This is a genomic window from Rhodococcus koreensis, from assembly GCF_900105905.1.
Classification (GTDB): Bacteria; Actinomycetota; Actinomycetes; order Mycobacteriales; family Mycobacteriaceae; genus Rhodococcus_F; species Rhodococcus_F koreensis.
On sequence record NZ_FNSV01000005.1, the window covers coordinates 2,687,825 to 2,706,721 of the forward strand.

Annotated in this window: 15 protein-coding genes; 7 read left to right on the forward strand and 8 right to left on the reverse strand. The window is 69.2% G+C overall.

What is annotated here, in order from left to right; genetic code table 11:
• Window positions 1-8: 8 nt before the first annotated feature.
• A complete protein-coding gene (locus BLV94_RS17170; protein ID WP_244163609.1) occupies window positions 9-1,538 on the reverse strand; it encodes an Hsp70 family protein in 1,530 nt (509 codons plus the stop codon).
• Window positions 1,539-1,762: 224 nt separating this feature from the next.
• On the opposite strand from BLV94_RS17170, the gene BLV94_RS17175 reads away from it, so the two are divergent.
• The 3 genes from BLV94_RS17175 to BLV94_RS17185 all read left to right on the forward strand — a co-directional run bounded on the left by BLV94_RS17175 (window position 1,763) and on the right by BLV94_RS17185 (window position 6,474).
• Entirely contained in the window at window positions 1,763-3,196 is a 1,434-nt protein-coding gene (locus BLV94_RS17175; protein WP_072937441.1) for a hypothetical protein, read from the forward strand.
• Between the two features lie 87 nt (window positions 3,197-3,283).
• A complete protein-coding gene (locus tag BLV94_RS17180; protein ID WP_072937442.1) occupies window positions 3,284-5,029 on the forward strand; it encodes a P-loop NTPase family protein in 1,746 nt (581 codons plus the stop codon).
• Window positions 5,026-6,474: a dynamin family protein gene (locus tag BLV94_RS17185; protein ID WP_072937443.1), complete on the forward strand. Its 1,449-nt coding sequence runs from the start codon at window positions 5,026-5,028 to the stop codon at window positions 6,472-6,474. Before BLV94_RS17180 ends, BLV94_RS17185 begins: the two co-directional genes overlap by 4 nt.
• A 6-nt stretch (window positions 6,475-6,480) precedes the next feature.
• Here the strand turns inward: BLV94_RS17185 and BLV94_RS17190 are convergent, their stop codons facing one another.
• Both BLV94_RS17190 and BLV94_RS17195 read right to left on the reverse strand, forming a co-directional pair.
• Window positions 6,481-8,427, reverse strand: a complete 1,947-nt coding sequence (locus BLV94_RS17190) for a S9 family peptidase (protein ID WP_072937444.1) — start codon at window positions 8,425-8,427, stop codon at window positions 6,481-6,483.
• Between the two features lie 24 nt (window positions 8,428-8,451).
• Window positions 8,452-9,852, reverse strand: a complete 1,401-nt coding sequence (locus tag BLV94_RS17195) for a carotenoid oxygenase family protein (protein ID WP_072937445.1) — start codon at window positions 9,850-9,852, stop codon at window positions 8,452-8,454.
• Between the two features lie 139 nt (window positions 9,853-9,991).
• On the opposite strand from BLV94_RS17195, the gene BLV94_RS17200 reads away from it, so the two are divergent.
• Genes BLV94_RS17200 through BLV94_RS17210 form a run of 3 tightly spaced genes read left to right on the forward strand, consistent with a single transcriptional unit; the run spans window position 9,992 to window position 12,466 of the window.
• Window positions 9,992-11,254: a pyridoxal phosphate-dependent aminotransferase gene (locus BLV94_RS17200; RefSeq protein WP_005253480.1), complete on the forward strand. Its 1,263-nt coding sequence runs from the start codon at window positions 9,992-9,994 to the stop codon at window positions 11,252-11,254.
• Between the two features lie 56 nt (window positions 11,255-11,310).
• Window positions 11,311-11,973 carry a helix-turn-helix domain-containing protein gene (locus BLV94_RS17205; protein WP_244163610.1) on the forward strand — a complete coding sequence of 221 codons (663 nt, stop codon included), beginning with the start codon at window positions 11,311-11,313 and terminating at the stop codon, window positions 11,971-11,973.
• A gap of 52 nt (window positions 11,974-12,025) precedes the next feature.
• Window positions 12,026-12,466, forward strand: a complete 441-nt coding sequence (locus BLV94_RS17210; RefSeq protein WP_072937447.1) for a hypothetical protein — start codon at window positions 12,026-12,028, stop codon at window positions 12,464-12,466.
• Here the strand turns inward: BLV94_RS17210 and BLV94_RS17215 are convergent.
• Together BLV94_RS17215 and BLV94_RS17220 are read right to left on the reverse strand one after the other, a co-directional pair.
• Window positions 12,457-13,638 (reverse strand): MAB_1171c family putative transporter, encoded by a 1,182-nt coding sequence (locus BLV94_RS17215; protein WP_072937448.1) that lies wholly within the window; start codon window positions 13,636-13,638, stop codon window positions 12,457-12,459. The genes BLV94_RS17210 and BLV94_RS17215 overlap by 10 nt on opposite strands.
• A gap of 4 nt (window positions 13,639-13,642) precedes the next feature.
• Complete coding sequence (locus BLV94_RS17220) at window positions 13,643-14,104, reverse strand: M48 family metalloprotease (protein ID WP_241031509.1); 462 nt, start codon at window positions 14,102-14,104, stop codon at window positions 13,643-13,645.
• 563 nt (window positions 14,105-14,667) lie between these two features.
• Here BLV94_RS17220 and BLV94_RS17225 point away from each other — a divergent pair.
• Complete coding sequence (locus BLV94_RS17225; protein WP_072937450.1) at window positions 14,668-15,969, forward strand: YibE/F family protein; 1,302 nt, start codon at window positions 14,668-14,670, stop codon at window positions 15,967-15,969.
• Between the two features lie 11 nt (window positions 15,970-15,980).
• Here the strand turns inward: BLV94_RS17225 and BLV94_RS17230 are convergent, their stop codons facing one another.
• From BLV94_RS17230 to BLV94_RS17240, 3 genes are all read right to left on the reverse strand, one after another.
• Window positions 15,981-16,205 carry a hypothetical protein gene (locus BLV94_RS17230; protein ID WP_072937451.1) on the reverse strand — a complete coding sequence of 75 codons (225 nt, stop codon included), beginning with the start codon at window positions 16,203-16,205 and terminating at the stop codon, window positions 15,981-15,983.
• 93 nt (window positions 16,206-16,298) lie between these two features.
• Window positions 16,299-17,723, reverse strand: a complete 1,425-nt coding sequence (locus tag BLV94_RS17235) for a DUF7159 family protein (protein WP_072937452.1) — start codon at window positions 17,721-17,723, stop codon at window positions 16,299-16,301.
• A 115-nt stretch (window positions 17,724-17,838) separates the two neighbouring features.
• Window positions 17,839-18,798 carry an esterase/lipase family protein gene (locus tag BLV94_RS17240; protein WP_072937453.1) on the reverse strand — a complete coding sequence of 320 codons (960 nt, stop codon included), beginning with the start codon at window positions 18,796-18,798 and terminating at the stop codon, window positions 17,839-17,841.
• Between the last annotated feature and the right edge of the window lie 99 nt (window positions 18,799-18,897).

The window sequence follows — 18,897 nt, forward strand, 5'->3', positions numbered from 1 at the left end:
GCTGTTCTCTACCGCGGTCCGGCGCCGCCGCGTCCCGGAGTTCCGCCGCCCATCGGCTGAGCGGGCGCCGGGTTCTGCACGGTGTATTCCTGCACCGAGTCGTCCTGCGCGGTGTCGTCCTGCGCAGTCTGGTCGGCGGACGATGCCTGTTCGACGGACGAGGTGGTGGTCGTCGTCGCCGAGGGCGTGTCGTCCTGGCCGATCAGTTGAGTCGCTGCCGCGCCGCCGCCCAGGAGGACGAGAGCGGCGGCACTCGCCGCGACCATCCATCCGCGGATGCCCGACTTCGGTGCCTTCGCGACCGGGACAATCGTCGGCGTGACGACTGTTGTGGTCGACGCAACGGGCCTGGTCGGCACCCCCGCGGATGCGGAGGGAGGCAACACACGCGACGCTGCCGCCGCGATCGGTCGCGGCGCCGCCGGTGGCCGGACCCGCGGTCCCGGCGCCGACATCACCCGGGAACCCGACTGCCGGAGCGATGCCCGCTCGGCGATCACCGCCGCGCCGCGGGCGGACGCCGTCGCCGGGTCGGGCGAGACGACGAGGGGGACGCCCACGGCTGTCGACAGCACTTCCGTCACGAGTGGAACCGCCGCTCCGCCGCCGAGGAGCACGACGGCGTCGACGGGGGTTCCGGTCTCGGCGAGTCGTTCGAGTTCACGTGCCACCGCATTCGCGGCGTGGGTGAGTGACTCGCGGATGACATCCTCGAATTCGGAACGCATGACACGTATCTGGCGTCGGATGCCGGGAAGCTCGACGGTCACCACGGCCGAGGTGTCCTGCGACAACCGCTCCTTCGCGATCCGGCAGCGGGCCGCGAGTTCGGCCAGCGCCGCGCGGTGCGCGGGATCGTCGACGTCGAAGTCCGGGTTCGCGTTCTGCACCAGTGCGACCACATGCCCCATCAGTAGTCGATCCGCGTGAGCCCCGCTGAAGTCGGTGCTCCGCGTCGACGGAAGAACATCGAATTCGTCGCCGCGCCGGGTGCCCACGGTCAGGTCGAGGGAGTGGGCTCCGACGTCACACATCAGCACGGTGTCGCAGTCGTCGAGTTTCTCGACCCGGGCGACCCACGTGAGTGCCGCAGTGGTTTCGGGGATCACGGTGACGGTGCGGTTCTGCAGCAGACCCCAGCGGCGGATCTCGTCCTCGAGTTCCTCCACCGCATACCCCGACCAGCCCGCCGGACCTGCGACCACCACATGGTCGGGCGCCGGGGTGCGGCCCCGAACCAGACAGTCGAGCGCCGTGGTCACCAACTGCACGGCCGGGGTGCGGGTCCCGTCGTCACCGATCACCGGAACGGGGTCACCGACTCTGTCGATGAAGTCACGAAAGACGATGCTGCCCTGAGGAAGCGGACCGGCACGTTGCGATCCGAGGGTGGGTGCGCTGCTGGACGACAGCGCGAGTTCGGCGGAGTGCCGCACCACCGTGAATCCGTCGTGCTCGTGGTGCGCCTGCGATTCACCGTGCATCTGTGCGGACACGAACGAGTCGGAACCCATACTGATCCCCATCGATGTCCGCATGTCGTGATCTCCATTCCGTGGTACGGCAGGCGACTTTCCTGCCGATCGAAACGCTAGACCGCCTTCCTGTACCGACCGCTGTGCGCTTCCTGCGATGTTCCTGTGTGCTCGGCGGCGCACGCCCCTAGGGAAGGTGCAGCGTCCTCCCATGGTCTTCCCAGGAATGGTCCATAACGTCGTCGGCAGTCGCCTCGAAGGGGCAAACCCGAGATGAAGGAGCACTCATGACGAGAAGCGAAATCCACCCGTCGGCCGTCCTCGAACACGACGTCCCCGCCCCGCACGCCACGATCGACGCACGGGCACCGCAGCCCGACCTGGGCGACGCGCCCCATGCGGCGGACCTTCTCCGCGACGGACTCGACGGACTCCTGCGCGACCTCCGCCCGGCGAACCCCAGCGGCGAACAGCCTGCTCAGCACACTGAGCCGCAACAGAATTCGCACAACGGTCCCCGCGACAACGACAGTCGTGCGTTCGAGAACACCAGCCAGCAGAACAACGGCGGCGACGCAACCAACCACCAGGACAATACCGGCCACCGCGACGACGCAAGCCACCACACCACCGACACCGGCAACCAGGCCCACGCGAACAACGCCACCGACCACGACGGACGCACCGACGGCCATAACGTCGCGAGCCACGAGAACGCCCAGTCCGGACCGTCGGCGTCGTTCTCCAACCCGGGCCGCGGTGAGTCGGCCGTGAACTCGGGCGGCGCGTCCGCGTCCCAGCCCGCATTCGGCCAGGGCAACCCGGTTGCGACGCAGCCGTCGAGTCTGGCGCCGACGTCGCCGATTTCCGCGCAGACGTCGCCGGCCGTGCAGCCCGCCACGTTCGGTCCGGCGACGAGCGCGGCGCCCGCAACGACGGCGTCCGCGGCCCAGCCGATCACGGCGACCCCGGTGTCGACCCATTCCGATGCGGCGGTGACGTCGCAGCCTCTCGCCACCACGATCCGGCAGACGAACACCGAACCGGCCTCGGTGACGACGTCGTCCGAACCGGACCGGAATCAGAGTCAGAGTCAGAGCCAGGTTGCAGACCAGCAGAACACGCGGAGCGCGGAGGCTGCCTCGGTCACCGGCGACGAGGGAACGCGAGCAGCATCGACGGACACCACCCCGACCGACTCCACCCCGACCGACTCCGCCACGCAGAACGCGACGGCACCCACCGCTGATCTCGGACGAACCGAGGCGACAACGGCAACGACCGGCAACACCGACAACCATGCGACGACCACCGCGACCCAAACACCGGACACGACCACCACGACAACCCCGGCGACCGCTCCGGCCGCCGACCTCGGCCAGGTCCAGACGGCCACCCCGTCCACTGCGACCACCACCACCACGACGGCGAGCAGTGACCTCACGTCGACGGACCACAGTTCCGCGGTCAGCACGCTCACGGACACGGCAACCACCGACACCGCGACGACGTTCGACGCGACGACCCCGCACGACACCACTGCCTCGTACGACGCGAGCACCACGTACGACTCGGGCACCGCGCTCGACACCGGCACGTCGCTCGACGCGACGAGCGCGACGAGCATCTCGTCGGGGTTGACCGCCGATTCCGGCAGCACTCTCGACACCCACGATCAGAGCCTGACTGCGACGACGACCGTCGACCAGCACATGTTCTGACCTCGACGTGGCGGGACCGCCTACTCCCCTGCAGCGGTCCCGCCACTCCCCTCGCTCGAATGCCCGTCACCGACTCTTGCGGAGATCATGAACGCCACCCTCGAATCCTCAGCCGCCACCGCCCCTGTGCACCCGAATCTTCCCGCCGAGACCACTGCGTCGATGACGGCACTGCTGTCGCAGTTGGCGGCACTGACCCGGACTGCGGGTCGCGGTGATCTCCTGACCCGGCTGTCGCACACCGAGTCTCGTCTCACCGATCCGCGGACGCGGGTGGTGGTGCTCGGCCTGACCGACAAGGGTGTCAGTTCGGTGGCGGGTGCGCTCGTCGACGCGGACGTGTCGGCGACGGCGCGGTCCCGGAACGAACCGGTGGTCGTCGAGTACGGACCTGTCGCGTCGGATCCGGATTCGACGGTCACCCTCCCCCACGATCTGCTCGCGGAGGGTCTGGTGCTGGTCGACGCACCCGGTTTCTCCGGTCATGCTCCGGCCCGCGCGGCGGACACGCTGGCACTGGTCCCCACGGCGGATGCGGTGCTGTTCGTCTCCGATGCGAGTCAGGAATACACCGAACCCGAGGTCGCCCTGCTGACACAGGTGCACAAGCTGTGCCCGATGGTGATCTGCGTCGTCAACAAGATCGACTTCTATCCGCGGTGGGCGTACATCCAGAAGGCCAACCGCACCCACTTGCAGAATGCGGATCTCGCGCTGCCACTGCTCCCGGTGTCCGCAATGATGCACGCGGACGCTCTCGAGGCGGGCGACGACGCGCTCGACGTCGAATCCGGCATTCCGCAGCTGGTCGACTATCTTCGCAGTCAGGTCGTCGCGAAAGCGGATGTCGTGCTCCGTAATTCGGTGATCGCCGACGTGCGCACCGTGACCGACCACCTGTCGCTGTCGTTGAGCTCGGAACTGGACGCGTTGCGCGATCCGCAGCGCGGCGCCGCGCTCGTCGAGCAGATGACCCGGGCCCGCGCGGCGGCGGATCAGCTCCGCCAGCGGTCCGCGAACTGGCAGTACACGCTGGCCGACGGCGCGATCGAGTTGATGACGGACATCGAACACGACCTGCGTCATCGTCTGCGCACCGTGATCCGCGCGGCGGAGGAGGACATCGGCAAGTCCGATCCGGCACCGCGGTGGGAGGAGTTCGGGTCCTGGCTCGACGGCGAGATCGCGACGTGTGTGCGGGAGAACTTCGTGACGGCTCACACTCGTTCGCAGGCCCTCGCCCTCTCGGTCGCGCAGCGTTTCGCCGAGGACGGCAGGGTCCCGGTTCCGGCGCTGCGCGTCGACAATGTGGATCACGTGCTCGAACCCGTGAACACTCTCGAATCCCTGGAGAGTGCGCAGGGTTTCACGCAGCGCGTCCTGTCCAGCATGCGCGGGTCGTACGGCGGCGTGCTGATGGTCGGTCTCGTCACGAGCCTGGCAGGCCTGGCCCTGGTGAACCCCTTCTCGATCGGCGCGGGAGTGCTGCTCGGCGCCAACACATATCGCGAGGACCGCAAGGCGCGCACCGCCCGCAGGCAGGCGGAGGCGAAGGTGGCGGTGTCGAGACTGATGGACGACGTGATCTTCCAGGTGGGGAAGGAATCGAAGCAGCGGCTGCGGGAGGTGCAGCGCGTCCTGCGCGACCACTTCACCGATCTGGCGAACGAGATGCTCCGTTCCGTCGACGATTCGCTGCGCGCGGCGACGGACGCGTCGAAGTTGCACGACGATCACCGTGCGACGCGGTCGGCGCAGATCCGCACGGAACTCGACACATTGCGGCAGATCCGCGTGCAGGCCGCCGGATTCGCGGGGCCGGTGGCGGCATGAGCGTCACTCGTCTGGGCTCGCAGACCCGCCAGCTGATCGATGCCGCCCGGCACGAACTGCGCGGCGACCCCGCCACCGTCGACGTACTCCGGCACTGCGGCGCCCGCCTCGAGGAACCGCTCCGCGTCGCCCTCACCGGCACGCTGAAGGCCGGTAAGTCGACGCTGCTCAACGCGCTCGTCGGCGAGGAGATCGCACCCACCGACGCCACCGAGTGCACCCGGGTGGTCACCTGGTTCGAGCAATCCGCCACGCCGCGAATCGATCTCACCCACGACTCCGGACGCCGCACGCGACTGCCCGTGCACCGGGACGAGGGCCGGCTCTCGCTGGACCTGGGCACGGTGACCGCGGATCGGGTGGAGCGGCTGCAGGTGGGGTGGCCGTCGGCGCTGCTCGGCGAGTTCACGCTCGTCGACACGCCGGGAACGTCGTCGAACTCGCGGGACGTGTCGGCGCGGACCCGGGCGCTGCTCCTCCCCGAGGAGGGCCCGTGCGACGTCGACGCCGTCGTCTACCTGACCCGGGGCACCGACGGCGCGGACGTGCGGTTGCTCGACCAGTTGCAGACCCGGGTCGGCACGGCCGCCGGTCCGCTCGGCATCGTCGGTGTGCTGTCGCGGGCCGACGAGGTGAAGGGCGGCCGCGAACGCACCCTCGACGCGGCCCGGGCCGCCGCCGACGATGCCGGTCGCCGGGTGCAACGCAGCCTGCTGCCCGTGTCGGGACTTCTCGCGCTGCGCGGTCGCACTCTGCGTCAGACCGAGTTCGACGACCTCGCGGTGCTCGCCACCGTTCCGGAGGGCACCCTCGAGTCCGCGCTGCGTTCGATCACCCGGTTCACGGCGGCGGACACCGATCTCGTGCTGTCGCCCGGTCAGCGACGCGACCTCCTCGAGAGTTTCGGCCTGTTCGGTATCCGGTTCGCGGTCATGCTGATCCGTGCGGGCGCGACCGACGCTCCGGCGCTGGCCCGCGAGCTGACGGCGCACAGCGGCCTCGAGGATCTGCGCCGCACGCTGCACCTGCAGTTCGGTCAGCGCAGCACCGAACTGAAGGCGCACTCGGCGCTCCGCACACTGAAGGCCGTGCTGGCCCGGACCCCGTCGTCGGCGAGCCGCAGCCTGAGCCGGGCGGCGGATCGCCTGCTCGCGGACACCCACGTGTTCCGGGAACTGCGGGTGCTGTCGGGCCTGCGCTCGAGCGGTCTGCAGCTCCGGGACTCGGACGTCGTGCTGCTCGAGCGGGTGCTCGGCGGTGAGGGCATGTCGCCGCACACCCGCCTCGGCATGCCCGCCGACGCCGCCCCGGAGCAGATCTCGCGCGTCGCGCTGACGGCCCTCCGGTTCTGGCGGTCCCAGGCGGGGCGCCCGACCATCGACACGGCGACGGTGCAGGCGTGCGCGTGTGCGGCGCGTTCCTGCGAGGCCCTGCTCGCCCGATGAACGCGTCTACCCCTCGGGTTGCCACAGTTCGAGTCGCGGAATGTCCGGCGGCTCGAATCCCAGTACCTGCCCGTAGAAGGACAGTTCGGCGTTACGGGAGCTGATGAGGGTGGCCAGCTTCCGGAATCCGTGCGACTCCCCCTCGTACTCGAGGTACGCGTGCGGGATGCCCTTCTCCACGAGCGCATCCCGGAACCGTTCCGCCTGCGACGGCGGCACGATCGGATCGTCGAGCCCCTGCAGCAGCAGGACCGGGCAGTTCAGCCCGGCGACGTTGTTGAGCGGCGCCCGCTCGGCGTAGAGGTCGGCGGCCTCGGGCAGCGGGCCGATCAGGCCGTCGATGTACCGGGACTCGAAGTCGTGCGTCTCCTTCACGAAACCGTCGAGTTCGGCCACACCGAAGTAGGACGCACCGCAGGCGAACACGTCCGACGTCGTCAGTGCGGCGAGCACGGTCCAGCCGCCGGCGGATCCGCCTTCGATCGCCAGCCGGCGGGGGTCCGCCATCCCCGCCTCGGCCAGGCCGGTCACCGCGGTCACCACGTCCTCGACGTCGACGACCCCCCACTGGCCCCGCAGCCGGTTGCGGTATTCGCGCCCGTACCCGGTGGACCCGCCGTAGTTCACGTCGACGACGCCGATGCCGCGGCTGGTGAAGAACGCGAACACGGGATTCAGCGACGGCGCGACCCGCGACGTCGGTCCGCCGTGCACGAACGCCACGTACGGCGGCAGTTCCCCGTCCGCGCCCCGGTACCGCGGGTGCCGGGGTGGGTAGGCGATCGCGTGGACCTCGCGGTCGGCGCCCTGGAACGTCAGCTGCCGGGCTTCGGGAAGGTACGCCGCCTCGGGCAATTCGGTGACGGACAGCCTGACGGTGCGGAGTTCACCGGTGTCGAGGTCGAGTTCGCGCAGGCCCGACGGGGTCTGGGCGCCGCCGGTGAGCAGCAGGATCCGGTTGCCGTTGCGATCCCCGAGACCGATGCTGGTGAGTCCGTCGAGCGGTATGTCCACCAGCGAACCACTGGCCGGATCGAGCACGGCGAGGGTGTCGGTGCCGAACGTGCGCACGGTCAGCAGTGTGCCGTCGTCGCGGCGGGTGTGCCAGCGGCCGCCGAGCATCCACAGGGCACCGCCGAAGTCGGCGTCCATCGGGCACAACGCCACCGGTTCGGGGTCGTCGATGCCCACCCGGTAGAGATTCCACCAGCCGCTGCGGTCGCTGATCGTGTACAGCTCGGTGGGCCCGACCCATTCGGGTTGCAGCACCGATTCCTCGGTACCGCCGAGAAGTGTCCGCACTTTTCCGGTGACGCGGCCGCCCTCGACGGCCACGACCCTGAGCTCGGTGCCGTCCCACGGCATCTGGGGGTGGTCCCATGCGATCCAGGCGAGGTGTCTGCGGTCCGGAGACAGCCGCGGATTGGCCAGGAAGTCCGAGCCGGCGACGACGGACCGCACCCGATGCGGGTCGTCGGCCGCCGACCCGTCCAGCGGGACGACGCAGATGTCGCGGGAGACGCCGCCCTCGGTGTCGTGCGTTTCGCGGACCGCCCACACCTCGCCGTCGACCACCGACAGGTCGCCGTACCGCAGCGAGCAGGTTTGCGGCGGTTCCGGTGTCAGCGGCGCCGGTGTCCCGCCTTCCAGCAGGTACAGGCGCTGGTCGCTGAATTCGGCGAACACGAGGCGGCCGGCGTCGGTGACGGTCCAGGCGCCGCCGCCGTACTCGTGGACGCGGGTGCGGGCGTTCCACGGCGCGGGCAGGACGTCTTCCGGTTCGCCGTCGAGGCCGAGGCGCCGCACCGCGACCCGCCCGCCTTCGCTGGGCCGCAGTTCCGACCACCACACGTCGTCGCCCACGTACCGGCCACCCTCGACGGGGTGGCCGCTGGAGGCGAGGTCCGCCGCCGCGATCGGAGAGGGCCAGGAACCGTAGGGCGCAGAGGTCATCCGCCGAGGATATTCCGCCGCCCGCTACTCCGCAGGCAGCCACGCGCCGTGAAGGCCCGCCGGAACCCGAATCGGTAGCCGCACCTTCCCGATCGGCCCCGACCCGGGGTCGTCGGCGGGCAGCACGAAGAACCAGGACGACATGTCGCTGCGGTCGGTGCCGATCATTCCCCAGTACTCGTGTTCGGCGCCGGGCATGAAGATCGGTTCGCCCACCGACACACTGCCCGGGTCCCAGTGCGTCTCGGTGCCGCGGGCGGTGTCGAAGAACCACAGCGAATCCTGCCGTCCCTGGCTGCGGTCGAGTTTGCCGACCGTCGCCACCGTGCGGTGCCCTCGGGTCAGCTCACGGTCGTCGACCCGCGGGAACTCGACGTCGCGGTCGCACACCACCTCTCGCGTCACCCGTCCACTGCCGGGGTCGACGACGGCGCGGACCAGCGAGCCCATCGACGGCTCCGGGGCCTTCGCGAACCCGCCGGGATACGTCCATTCCACGTAGTCGACGCTCACCCTCCCGTCGGGCAGGTCGAAGGCGTTCGCGAAATGCCACACCCAGTACGCGTCGTGCGTCGTCCACCGCACCGGACCGCCGTCGCGGGGTATCAGCGCGATCCGCGTGCCGTCCTCGGGCCGCCAGTCGAGCACGGACCCGCCGGTCAGCACCGCGGCGATGTCGAAGACCAGCGGGCACAGCATGAGCACGATGTAGTGCTGGGTGAGCGCCATGTCGTGGACCATCAACGGCGTGTCCACGCCCTCGACCGCCGTCGGGGTCCGCGCCACCGAACCGTCGGGGTTCACCACCGACCACGTCAGATACGGGGATTCCAGCATGTAGTTGAACAGCACCATCTGCCCGGTGACCGGGTCGATCTTGGGGTGCGCGGTGCTCCCCACACCCATGGCGCCGTCGCAGTTGTCCCGCCCCAGCGTGCTCAGGTCGGCAGGCTCGAGGCGGAACGGCAGCGTGGTTTCGGCCATCGCGAGCAGTCGCCCGCCGTGCCGGACGATGTTGATGTCGGGCAGTTCCCGGGACGTGCCCGCCAGGTCGGGTCCCACTTCGTCCTCGGTCGGCGTGTACAGGTCGGTGACCCCGGCCCAGATGACGTGCCCGGCCTTCTCTTCCGCCTGCACCATCGGGGTGCGGACGAAGCGGTTGGTGTACCGGGCGGTGCCGTCGGCCAACTCGATCCGGTGAACCATGCCGTCGCCGTCGAGCGGATACACGTAGGTGCCGATCGGGTCGAACCGCGGATTGGGACCGTTGCGCAGGTAGGTGCCGTGCAGATCGGCGGGCAGTTCGCCGATCACCTCGAGATCCCGGACGTCGACCTCCTCCCGCTGCGGCGCGAACACCCCGACGAGGTGGCTGTGATGCGCGATGTCGACGGGTCCGGGACGGCGGGTTACCGGTGCTGACATGTAGGTCTTTCCCTCCGGGCGCGGTGAACACGACCCCCTCTCGAGGGTACGACCGGCTCCTGCGCGGGCGGCGTGTTTCGACGACACGACGACGGTCCGATACCCACCAGTAGAAATCGGGTTGCCCGGGAGTGGGAGAATGACCGTCGTGAGCAACCCAGACCACGGCCACCACCGCATGCCGCACCGCAAGCTGGAGCAGTCCACCAAGCTCCAGAACGTGCTCTACGAGATTCGTGGACCGGTACATGCCCACGCCGCCCGGCTGGAGGCGGAAGGACATCGGATCCTCAAGCTCAACATCGGCAACCCCGCGCCGTTCGGTTTCGACGCGCCCGACGTGATCATGCGCGACATGATCGCCGCGCTCCCGTACGCGCAGGGGTACTCCGAGTCCAAGGGCATCCTGTCGGCACGGCGCGCGATCGTCACCCGCTACGAACTGGTCGCCGGGTTCCCCGAACTCGACGTCGACGACATCTACCTGGGCAACGGCGTGTCCGAGCTCATCACGATGACGATGCAGGCGCTCCTCGACAACGGCGACGAGGTGCTGATCCCCGCGCCGGACTACCCGCTGTGGACGGCGATGACGAGCCTCGCCGGCGGCACCCCGGTGCACTACCTGTGCGACGAGGGCAACGACTGGAACCCCGACATCGCGGACATCGAGTCCAAGATCACCGACAAGACCAAGGCCCTCCTGGTCATCAACCCGAACAATCCGACGGGTGCGGTGTACTCGATGGAGGTGCTGCAGCAGCTCGTCGACCTGGCGCGCAAGCATCAGCTGCTGCTTCTCGCGGACGAGATCTACGACAAGATCCTCTACGACGACGCCAAGCACATCTCGCTCGCGACGCTGGCCCCGGATCTGCTGTGCCTGACGTTCAACGGCCTGTCGAAGGCGTACCGCGTCGCGGGTTACCGGTCCGGCTGGGTGGCCATCACCGGCCCCAAGGAGCACGCCGCGGGTTTCCTCGAGGGTCTCGACCTGCTGGCCTCGACGCGTCTGTGCCCGAACGTGCCCGGTCAGCACGCCATCCAGGTGGCGCTCGGCGGGCACCAGAGCATCGAAGACCTGATCCTGCCGGGTGGCCGGCTGCTCGAGCAGCGTGACGTGGCCTGGGAGCGCCTCAACATGATCCCGGGTGTCTCGTGTGTGAAGCCGAAGGGCGCGCTGTACGCGTTCCCCCGCCTCGACCCGAACGTCTACGAGATCTACGACGACGAGAAGCTGGTCCAGGACCTGCTGCTGCAGGAGAAGATCCTGATGGTGCAGGGCACCGGCTTCAACTGGCCGGACCACGACCACCTCCGGATCGTGACGCTGCCGTGGGCGCGGGATCTCGCTGTCGCCATCGAGCGGTTCGGTAATTTCCTCACCAGCTACAAGCAGTAGGATCGAGACACAGCAAGCGACACGCGCGTCGCTTGCGTGTCTCCTGGGGGAAAAGAATGGTCACCAGCACCCGCGCGCGTTTCGGACAATTCGTCCATCGGCGACGGCGTTTGCTGAACCTCACACAGGACCAGGTCACGGCCGCCGGTGGCCCGTCCGACGCAGCTCAGACGCGCGCCGAGAACGGGACCGGCCCGGATCCGAGCATCGAGACGCTCCGCAAACTGGATGTCGCGCTGCGGTGGGCGCCGGGCAGCGCGGCCCGCACCCTCGACGGCGGTCACCCCACTCCCCTCGAGGCGCTCGACGGGGACGAGCGGGCGCCGTCGTCGCGTCCGCTGACGCTCGGACCGTCGGAGATTCCGCTGGACCTGGACACGATCATCGAGATCCTGGGGCCGCACACCCAGCTCACGAAGCTGAGCGTGGCGCACCCCGAGGTTCCGGGGCTGGTCGAGGCGGCGGGTGAACTGAGCCGTGTGGTCTCGAAGATCACCGGCGCCTACGTGACGCGGTTGCTGGAAGTCAACGGAGGACCCGCCGGACCCCGCCAGCCGCTGGTGGAGTTCGCGTTCGGTCACCTGCTGGAGGAACCGTCGACCGTCACCGACCCCCGCGAACTCGAGGAGGCGCGGTATCGCCGTTTCCTCTACGGCCGGGGGAGGATCTCGACGCGGCCACCCGGGAGCGTTTCTGGCGTCGATGGGAGGACGCGGTGAAACTCGTCGCCACCGACGATCCTGAACGCAGCGGAGACGCGGAGGTGACCGCATGAACGGGGTGCCGTTGTCGGTGCGGGTCAACCGCCTGTTCTCCCTCGCCCACGATCTCGACGGTCCCGAACCGGGCGAGGACACCGTCGCCGCGGGGGTGTCGCGGATCCTCGGCCGCCCCGTCGCGCCGTCCGAGATCGAGTCGTTGCGCACGAACGATCACGAGCCTCCCGAGCCCGACGTCCTGCGGGCGGTCGCACAGCACTTCCACGCCCCCGAGCAGTACCTCGCGGCCGACGGCTACCACGACTACGACACCCTGGTCCGGTTCAAGATCGCGGTCCGGGAGGCCGGGGTGCGGCACCTGTCGATGCGATCGCTCGACGCGAGCGCGGAGCCGACCACCGCCGAGATGGAATCGCTGATCCCGCTTCTGGAGAATCTGCGGCGGAGCCACGGCCCCTTGCCGGTCGCGTCGCCGGACCCCCGTCAGACCTGAGCGGGGACGCGCGCCGACGGGTCCTCGGGTCCGCCGAACTGCGGGAGGCGCCGCGCCCACAGGGCGGCCGCCACACGCTCGCCGTCCGTCCAGTGGTCGGCCAGCTGCGCCAGTTCCCACGGTTCGCCGCCGACGTCGGTCGCGAACCGGTGCGTCGTCCCGCCCGTGCCGTGCGCCGGGTGGCCGGCGCTGCGGGCCAGGCACGCGAGGTGCAGTCGCGCCGCCGTGACCACCGGTGGTGCGCTGCCGGTGAGGTCGCCGAGTTCGACCACGACGTGCCGGTCGAGGACCATGATCGCGTCGCGGATCTCGACGCTCATCCGGTCCAGCCGGCCGCGGGCGGACAGCGCCCGGCGGTCGGCCGGACGCAGTTCCAGGACCACTTCGGGGACCGCGCCCGTCAGGGTCCGCCACATCGGCTGCAGCCGGCGAGTGACCCGTCGCGACCGCCACCGGTGACCGAGCGCCCGGATCACCGGTCCCGCCGAGATGATCGCGCCCGCCGACACGACGAGCACGCGGATGAACGCCCCCGAGTCGCTGTGCGATTCAGTCAGTGCGTTGTCTTCGCTGACGGCGTTGACCACCCCGGTTGTCATGACGACACCCATGTCGAACACCTCGAACAGCGACAGCGCGATGACGGCGAGAAACACCCGGCGCTCGTGTCCCGGAGTGGCGCTGCGCACGGCTTTCAGTGAGATCCACAGGTTGAGCGCGGCGACGGCGAGGATCGGAACGGCATACGTGATGCAGTAGGCCGCGAAGAGCCAGCCGCCCTCGTCCGCGATGGCGACACCCCGCGACCGCGCCGGGGTGCTGAGGGCGATGAGGATCGCCCCCGCGACGAGGCACACCGACAGCGACACGACGTGGATGCGGGGTAGACGCGCCGGGCCGAGCGCCCACGCGGAGAAGAGACTGATCAGCGACGCCGCGGTGAGGATGATGCAGACGTTGCTGAGGGTGTTCGCGAATCCGTACCCGAACCAGAGGTCGAGCCAGTGCTGCGCCAGCGACCGCTGGAGGACCAGGGAGAGCGAGGCGAAGACGAGGGCGGCGTTCATCCGGCGTTCGGCGACCGTCGACCGGACCAGGGCCACGCGCAGGAGGGTCGTCCCCCAGACGACGGCGAGCAGCGGCCAGCTCACGTAGGTGGGCGGTTCGTACACGGCGTCAGAACGTTCCGAGCATCCGCGACACCCGTGCGTCACCGGCGGTGTCGCCGCCCGTCGTCACGCGGCGGCCCGCCATGATGAGGGTGGCGAGCAGTTCCGCCTCGTATTCCTGATCGTTCGAATAGTTGGACCGGCCGAGCATCTTGACCACGCCTGTCGTGTCGACCGACGGCGCGGCCACCGACAGCACCGTCGAGTCGACCGAGGTGTCCCCGATCGTGTCGCGGTCGTGGCCGAGTTCCATGTGCGCCAGTTCGTGGCAGATGATGTGGGTGGCGTGCACGTCCGACATCCCTGTCGCGTAAAGGATCACGTCGTCCTCGGCCCGTGCGAGCCAGAGTCCGGAATGTCCGCCCTGGACCAGGGCGTGCGACACGGGGACCAGGTGGATCGGGCGACCCCGGCGGGCTGCGACACCGCCGATCAGCTGATCCCTGTTCCAGGGCACAGGAATACCCATCTCCGCCACGATCCGGCGAAGATGGTTGCTGGGTCGTCGCGACGGCCGCGAGATTCGCACTGGAACACCTCCGAACGGCCATAATCCTAGGCTGTCGGCGTTCGAGGTCACGACATGTGGGCGATTTCACCTACCCGGTTGACGAATACCCCTCATGTGTCGGTAGATTGGCAACCGGCACCTCGAGTGCCGCGAGCACCTGTCGCCCCTCCCCCCCTGTGGGCGCCAGGTTGGTGGCGGGGTCAACCCCCCCTGTACCCCGCCACCCAGCTCGGCACTTCTCTCCACGCAGCGGCTCGTCGCCCGCGGAACACACCCCTCGTTCGGAGTTCCGGACCACCCTTGCGTGAAGCTCGGCGTTCGCTGCAGATTAGCTGCTGCGTGCCATGTTCCGATATCTAATCACACCGGCGACATATAAGCGACACGAGAGCAATACACACCGGACAGGTCGGCAACACTGGCACCGCCCGCCACTTCCGTCACAGCGTTCCCGGCCTGCTTCCGGCTACCCTGTCGTGCGTGCGGAGACAATCCCCCCAGCAGCCGACGCGAAGCGGACGATGAGCGAATTCCACGGACACGGCCACGGCCATGGACACGGCCACAGCGACGGACCGGCCCCGATGGGCCCCGTCGCCGCCAAGGTGGTCGTCGGGCTCCTCATCGCCATCGGTGTCGCGGTACTCATCGGCGCCGTCGCGTTGTGGCCCGGCAAGCCGAGCGTCGACGTCGAGCAGCCGTTCCAGAGCGCCCAGGGCGGTGCCGTCGTCACGGAGTCGGGCACGGTCACGATGCAGAACATCGGCGACTGCGGGAGCCCGTCGGCCGGGCGGGTCTTCACCGGCGCACCGCTGCCCGCGCCCGCCGGCGCCTACGAGTGCCAGCGCAGCATCGTCGACATCGAGTCCGGTCCCAACACCGGCACCCAGACGCTGCTCGAGATCATCCCCGGCCCCGGCCAGCCCGACCTCCGCGTGGGCGAAAACATCCGGCTGTCCCGCCAAACGGATGTGAACGGCACGACGGAATACTCGTTCGAGGACTACGCCCGCGGTCTGCCCGTCACGCTCATCGCTCTCGCATTCGCCGTCGTCGTGATCGCGGTCGCGCGGTGGCGCGGGTTCCGGGCGCTCGTCGGCATCGTCGTCTCGTTCGGTGTGCTCGTCCTGTTCACACTTCCGGCCCTGTTGGACGGGCAACCGGCGATCCCGGTGGCGCTCGTGTCCGGCGCCGTCATCCTGTATGCCGTGCTGTATCTCGCGCACGGTGTTTCCCTGCGCACCAGTTCGGCGTTGCTGGGCACCCTCGCGTCGATGGCCCTGGCGGCGGTCCTCTCCTACGCCACCATCGAGATGACGCGCCTGACCGGGTTGTCCGAGGAGCAGAACACCAACGTTCAGACGTATATCCAGCACGTCAGCATCACCGGCCTGCTGCTGGCCGGCTTCATCATCGGCTCGCTGGGCGTGCTCAACGACGTCACCATCACGCAGGCGGCGTCGGCGTTCGAACTGGCCTCACTCGACCCGGGCGCGTCGAGGCGCCAGATCTTCGGTTCCGCGATGCGCGTCGGCCGCGATCACATCGCCAGCACGGTGTACACCCTCGTCCTCGCGTATGCCGGCGGGGCGCTGCCACTGCTGTTGCTGTTCAGTGTGGCGGGGCGGTCGATTCAGGACGTGCTGCTCAGCGACGCCGTGGCCATCGAGATCGTGCGTTCGGCGGTCGGCGGCATCGCGCTGGCGCTGTCGGTTCCGCTGACGACCGCGATCGCGGTGATGCTGGCGCGCCCGATCGGCGCGGGTCCCAGCGGCAACGCGGCCGCAGTCAGGCCGTCACGGGGCGGCCGTCATTCCAAGTAACGGGTAGTCCGCTAGCTGAAGAGTCCGACCTCCCGGAGGACGATGAAGATGATGGCGATGACCATCAGCGCGTAGACGGTCAGCATCGTCACCTTGGCCGCATGTTCGCTGGTGGGCGGGAACATCTTCAGGATCGGCTTCGTATACGCCACGAGCCGTCGTGTCTCTGCCGGCGCGGCCGCCGAAGACGGGGGAACGTTGGGAGTGCTGTGGAACTCCGCGGGATTTGCAGTCACTGCACACATCCTCTCTACGCCGGAACCATTCCCATCGTAGGCCCGCGGAGCGGGACCCGACACCTCGAATCGGCAGTCGGGCCCCGGCGACGTCTAGGTTCCGGGGAACCTGGGGAGTTCGGGCAGCTGGAACGGCGGCAGTTGGATCTGCGGCAGGCCGGGAAATATCGGCGGAGGCGGAGGCGGAGGCGGCGGCGGTGCGGGCTGCGGCTCGGGAATCCGGATCTGCGACGCCGTCTGCACGGGCGCCTCGACGGTCTCGGACGTCGGAGCCGGAGGGGGCGTCGTCGGTGACGGTGTGGCCATCTCGGTGACGACCGGCGGTTCGGTGACGAGTTGCGTGGTCACCGGCTGCGACGACCCCTCGGTGCGCGCCCACAGATTCTTTCCGTATCCGAGACCGAGGCCGATCACCGCCACCACGGCGAGCGCGGTGCCCGCCAGCGTGGCGCCCCGGATCTGGATTTTGGCCACCTGCTGACTCGGCGGCGGCGCCGCGGCGCTCAGCCACGACGGGGTGCTCGACGGCGCACCGCTGCGCGCGACCACTGCACTCGGAGCGTGCCGGGAGACGTCCGCCTCGAACACGGCTCGAGGTGCGTACTGCGGCGGCGGGAGGACTCGGGCGACCTCGACGGCCGGCGGCACCACCTGCTGGGCGAGCAGCGCAGCACCTTGTGCCGCAACGAGTTCGGGATGGTCGGGAACGATGACGGGCAACCCGAGCCACGACTGCAGCACCGTGCGCACGAGGGGAATGCGCGCACCGCCACCGGTGAGCACCACGGCATCCGGGTTCCGTCCCGACCGCGTGATCACGTCGCGGGCGAGGCGCGCCGACGATTCGACGGTGACACCGATGAGCGAGTCGAAGACGTCGCGCGACAACAGCAGCAGACCGCCCTCGCCGGGCACGGCGACGGCGCCGCCGGTGGAGAGCCGCTCCTTCGCCTCGCGGCAGCGGAGGTCGAGCGCCAGGCTCGCGGCCGCGTCGCGGGGCGCCTCGATGCGGTTGTTCTCCAACTGGTTGGCACGAACCATCCGGCCGAAGACGTCGCCGCTCACCGTGTCGGTGCGGACCGTCTCGACCACCTCACCCGTCGCCCGGTCGACGACGCTCACGGTGAGCCCGGAACTGCCCAGGTCATAGAACACGAGCGTCGCGTGGTCGCCGAGGGCTCCCGAGACGTCGAGGAATTTCAGCGCGGCCGAGGCCTCGGTGACGAGTTGGTAGTTGGCGAGTTGCTGCCGGGCCATCGCCGCCTGGACGGCACCCGCCTGCGCTTCGTCGCGGTAGGCGACGCCGGTGGCGTGCACCTGCCCGGCGTCGGGTGCCCCGGCGAGGACCACGCCGATCGATTCGGCGGCCAGTTCCTCCGGCAGATCCCGGCCTGCGGCGACGACCTGGGCCCGGAAATTGGGGACGTGCCGGCTTGCGGCGTCGTCACGGTTCACGGAGTCGGGTCGCGCCAAGCGCACAGCGCTCGCACCGACCGATACACCTAGAACCGAACTCATGGGCCGCCTGACTCGACTGTGCACGGGTTCGATCCGGAATCCCCCCACTCCATGGCCCGCAGTCTAGCGAAGCGGTCCGACACGGCAACCGGGCAACCGTTCGGCGGCAGACAACTCAGAAGTTGCTCGCGATGATCACTCCCGGGATGCCCGTACCCAGCGGCACGAATGCGCACGGCGGCACGACCACGTGGGCGGGATCGAGCGTGTTGAGCACCAGTTGCTGGGAGTACGGGTCGTAGGGCAGGTTGAAATGTCCGGTCTGATCGATCGGGCACAGGTCCTGGACGAGGATGTTGGTGGCACCGGGGTCGTGCAGCGCGACGTTGGTGTACGGCTGGATCACCTCGTCGTAGCGCGTCCCGATCGTGGTGTATTCGGCGCCGGGGACGGTGTCACCGCCGGCATTGAGTGCGGTGAGGAACGGTGATCCCTGCACCTGTTCGGCGAGCGCCTCCGAACCGATCGCTTCGATCAGTTCGGTGCCCCCGGGAACGGATGTCACCGCCGTCGCGATCCCGAAGAACGTTCCCCCGTAGGTGGGCGACGCCAGACCGATCCAGCGGTGCACCTTCGACGCTCCGCCGAGCCTGTTGACGTAGTACCGCGCCACCGTCGCGCCTTGCGAGTGCCCGATCAGGTCGACCTCGTCCGCACCGGTCGCGGACAGTACGTCGTCGACGAACACCTCCAGTTCGGCCGCTCCCTGGGTCATCGTCTGCATCCCGAAGTGTTCGGTGCCCGGTTTCCGTCCGTAGTTCAGAGCGAACACGCAGTAGCCGGCAGCTTTCAGTTTCGGGCTCAATCCGGCCCAGTTCGAGTAGGCACTGCCGTCGCTCCCGTGAACCAGAATCACGGGATGGGGGTGCGCGGGACCGGGTCGGCACGAGAAGTCATTGGTCCCCGGCGGCGCGGAATGCGGATGGTGCTTCGCATACGCGATCGCGGTGCCGGCGTCGGATTGCGGAGGCCCCGGCAGGGTCGGGACTTCCGCCGCGTGAGCGGGCGCGGCGCCGAGCAGGCAGATCACGGCAGCGAGGAGTGCGAGCAGGGATCCGTGACGTGCCTTCGACATCGCCCAGCCCTCCGTTGCGATTGGGGCTGACGCTACCGTCCGCCGATGCCGCCGGCAGTGGAGATCGTCAAACCCGTTATCGCGGGGGCCGCCAGGTCA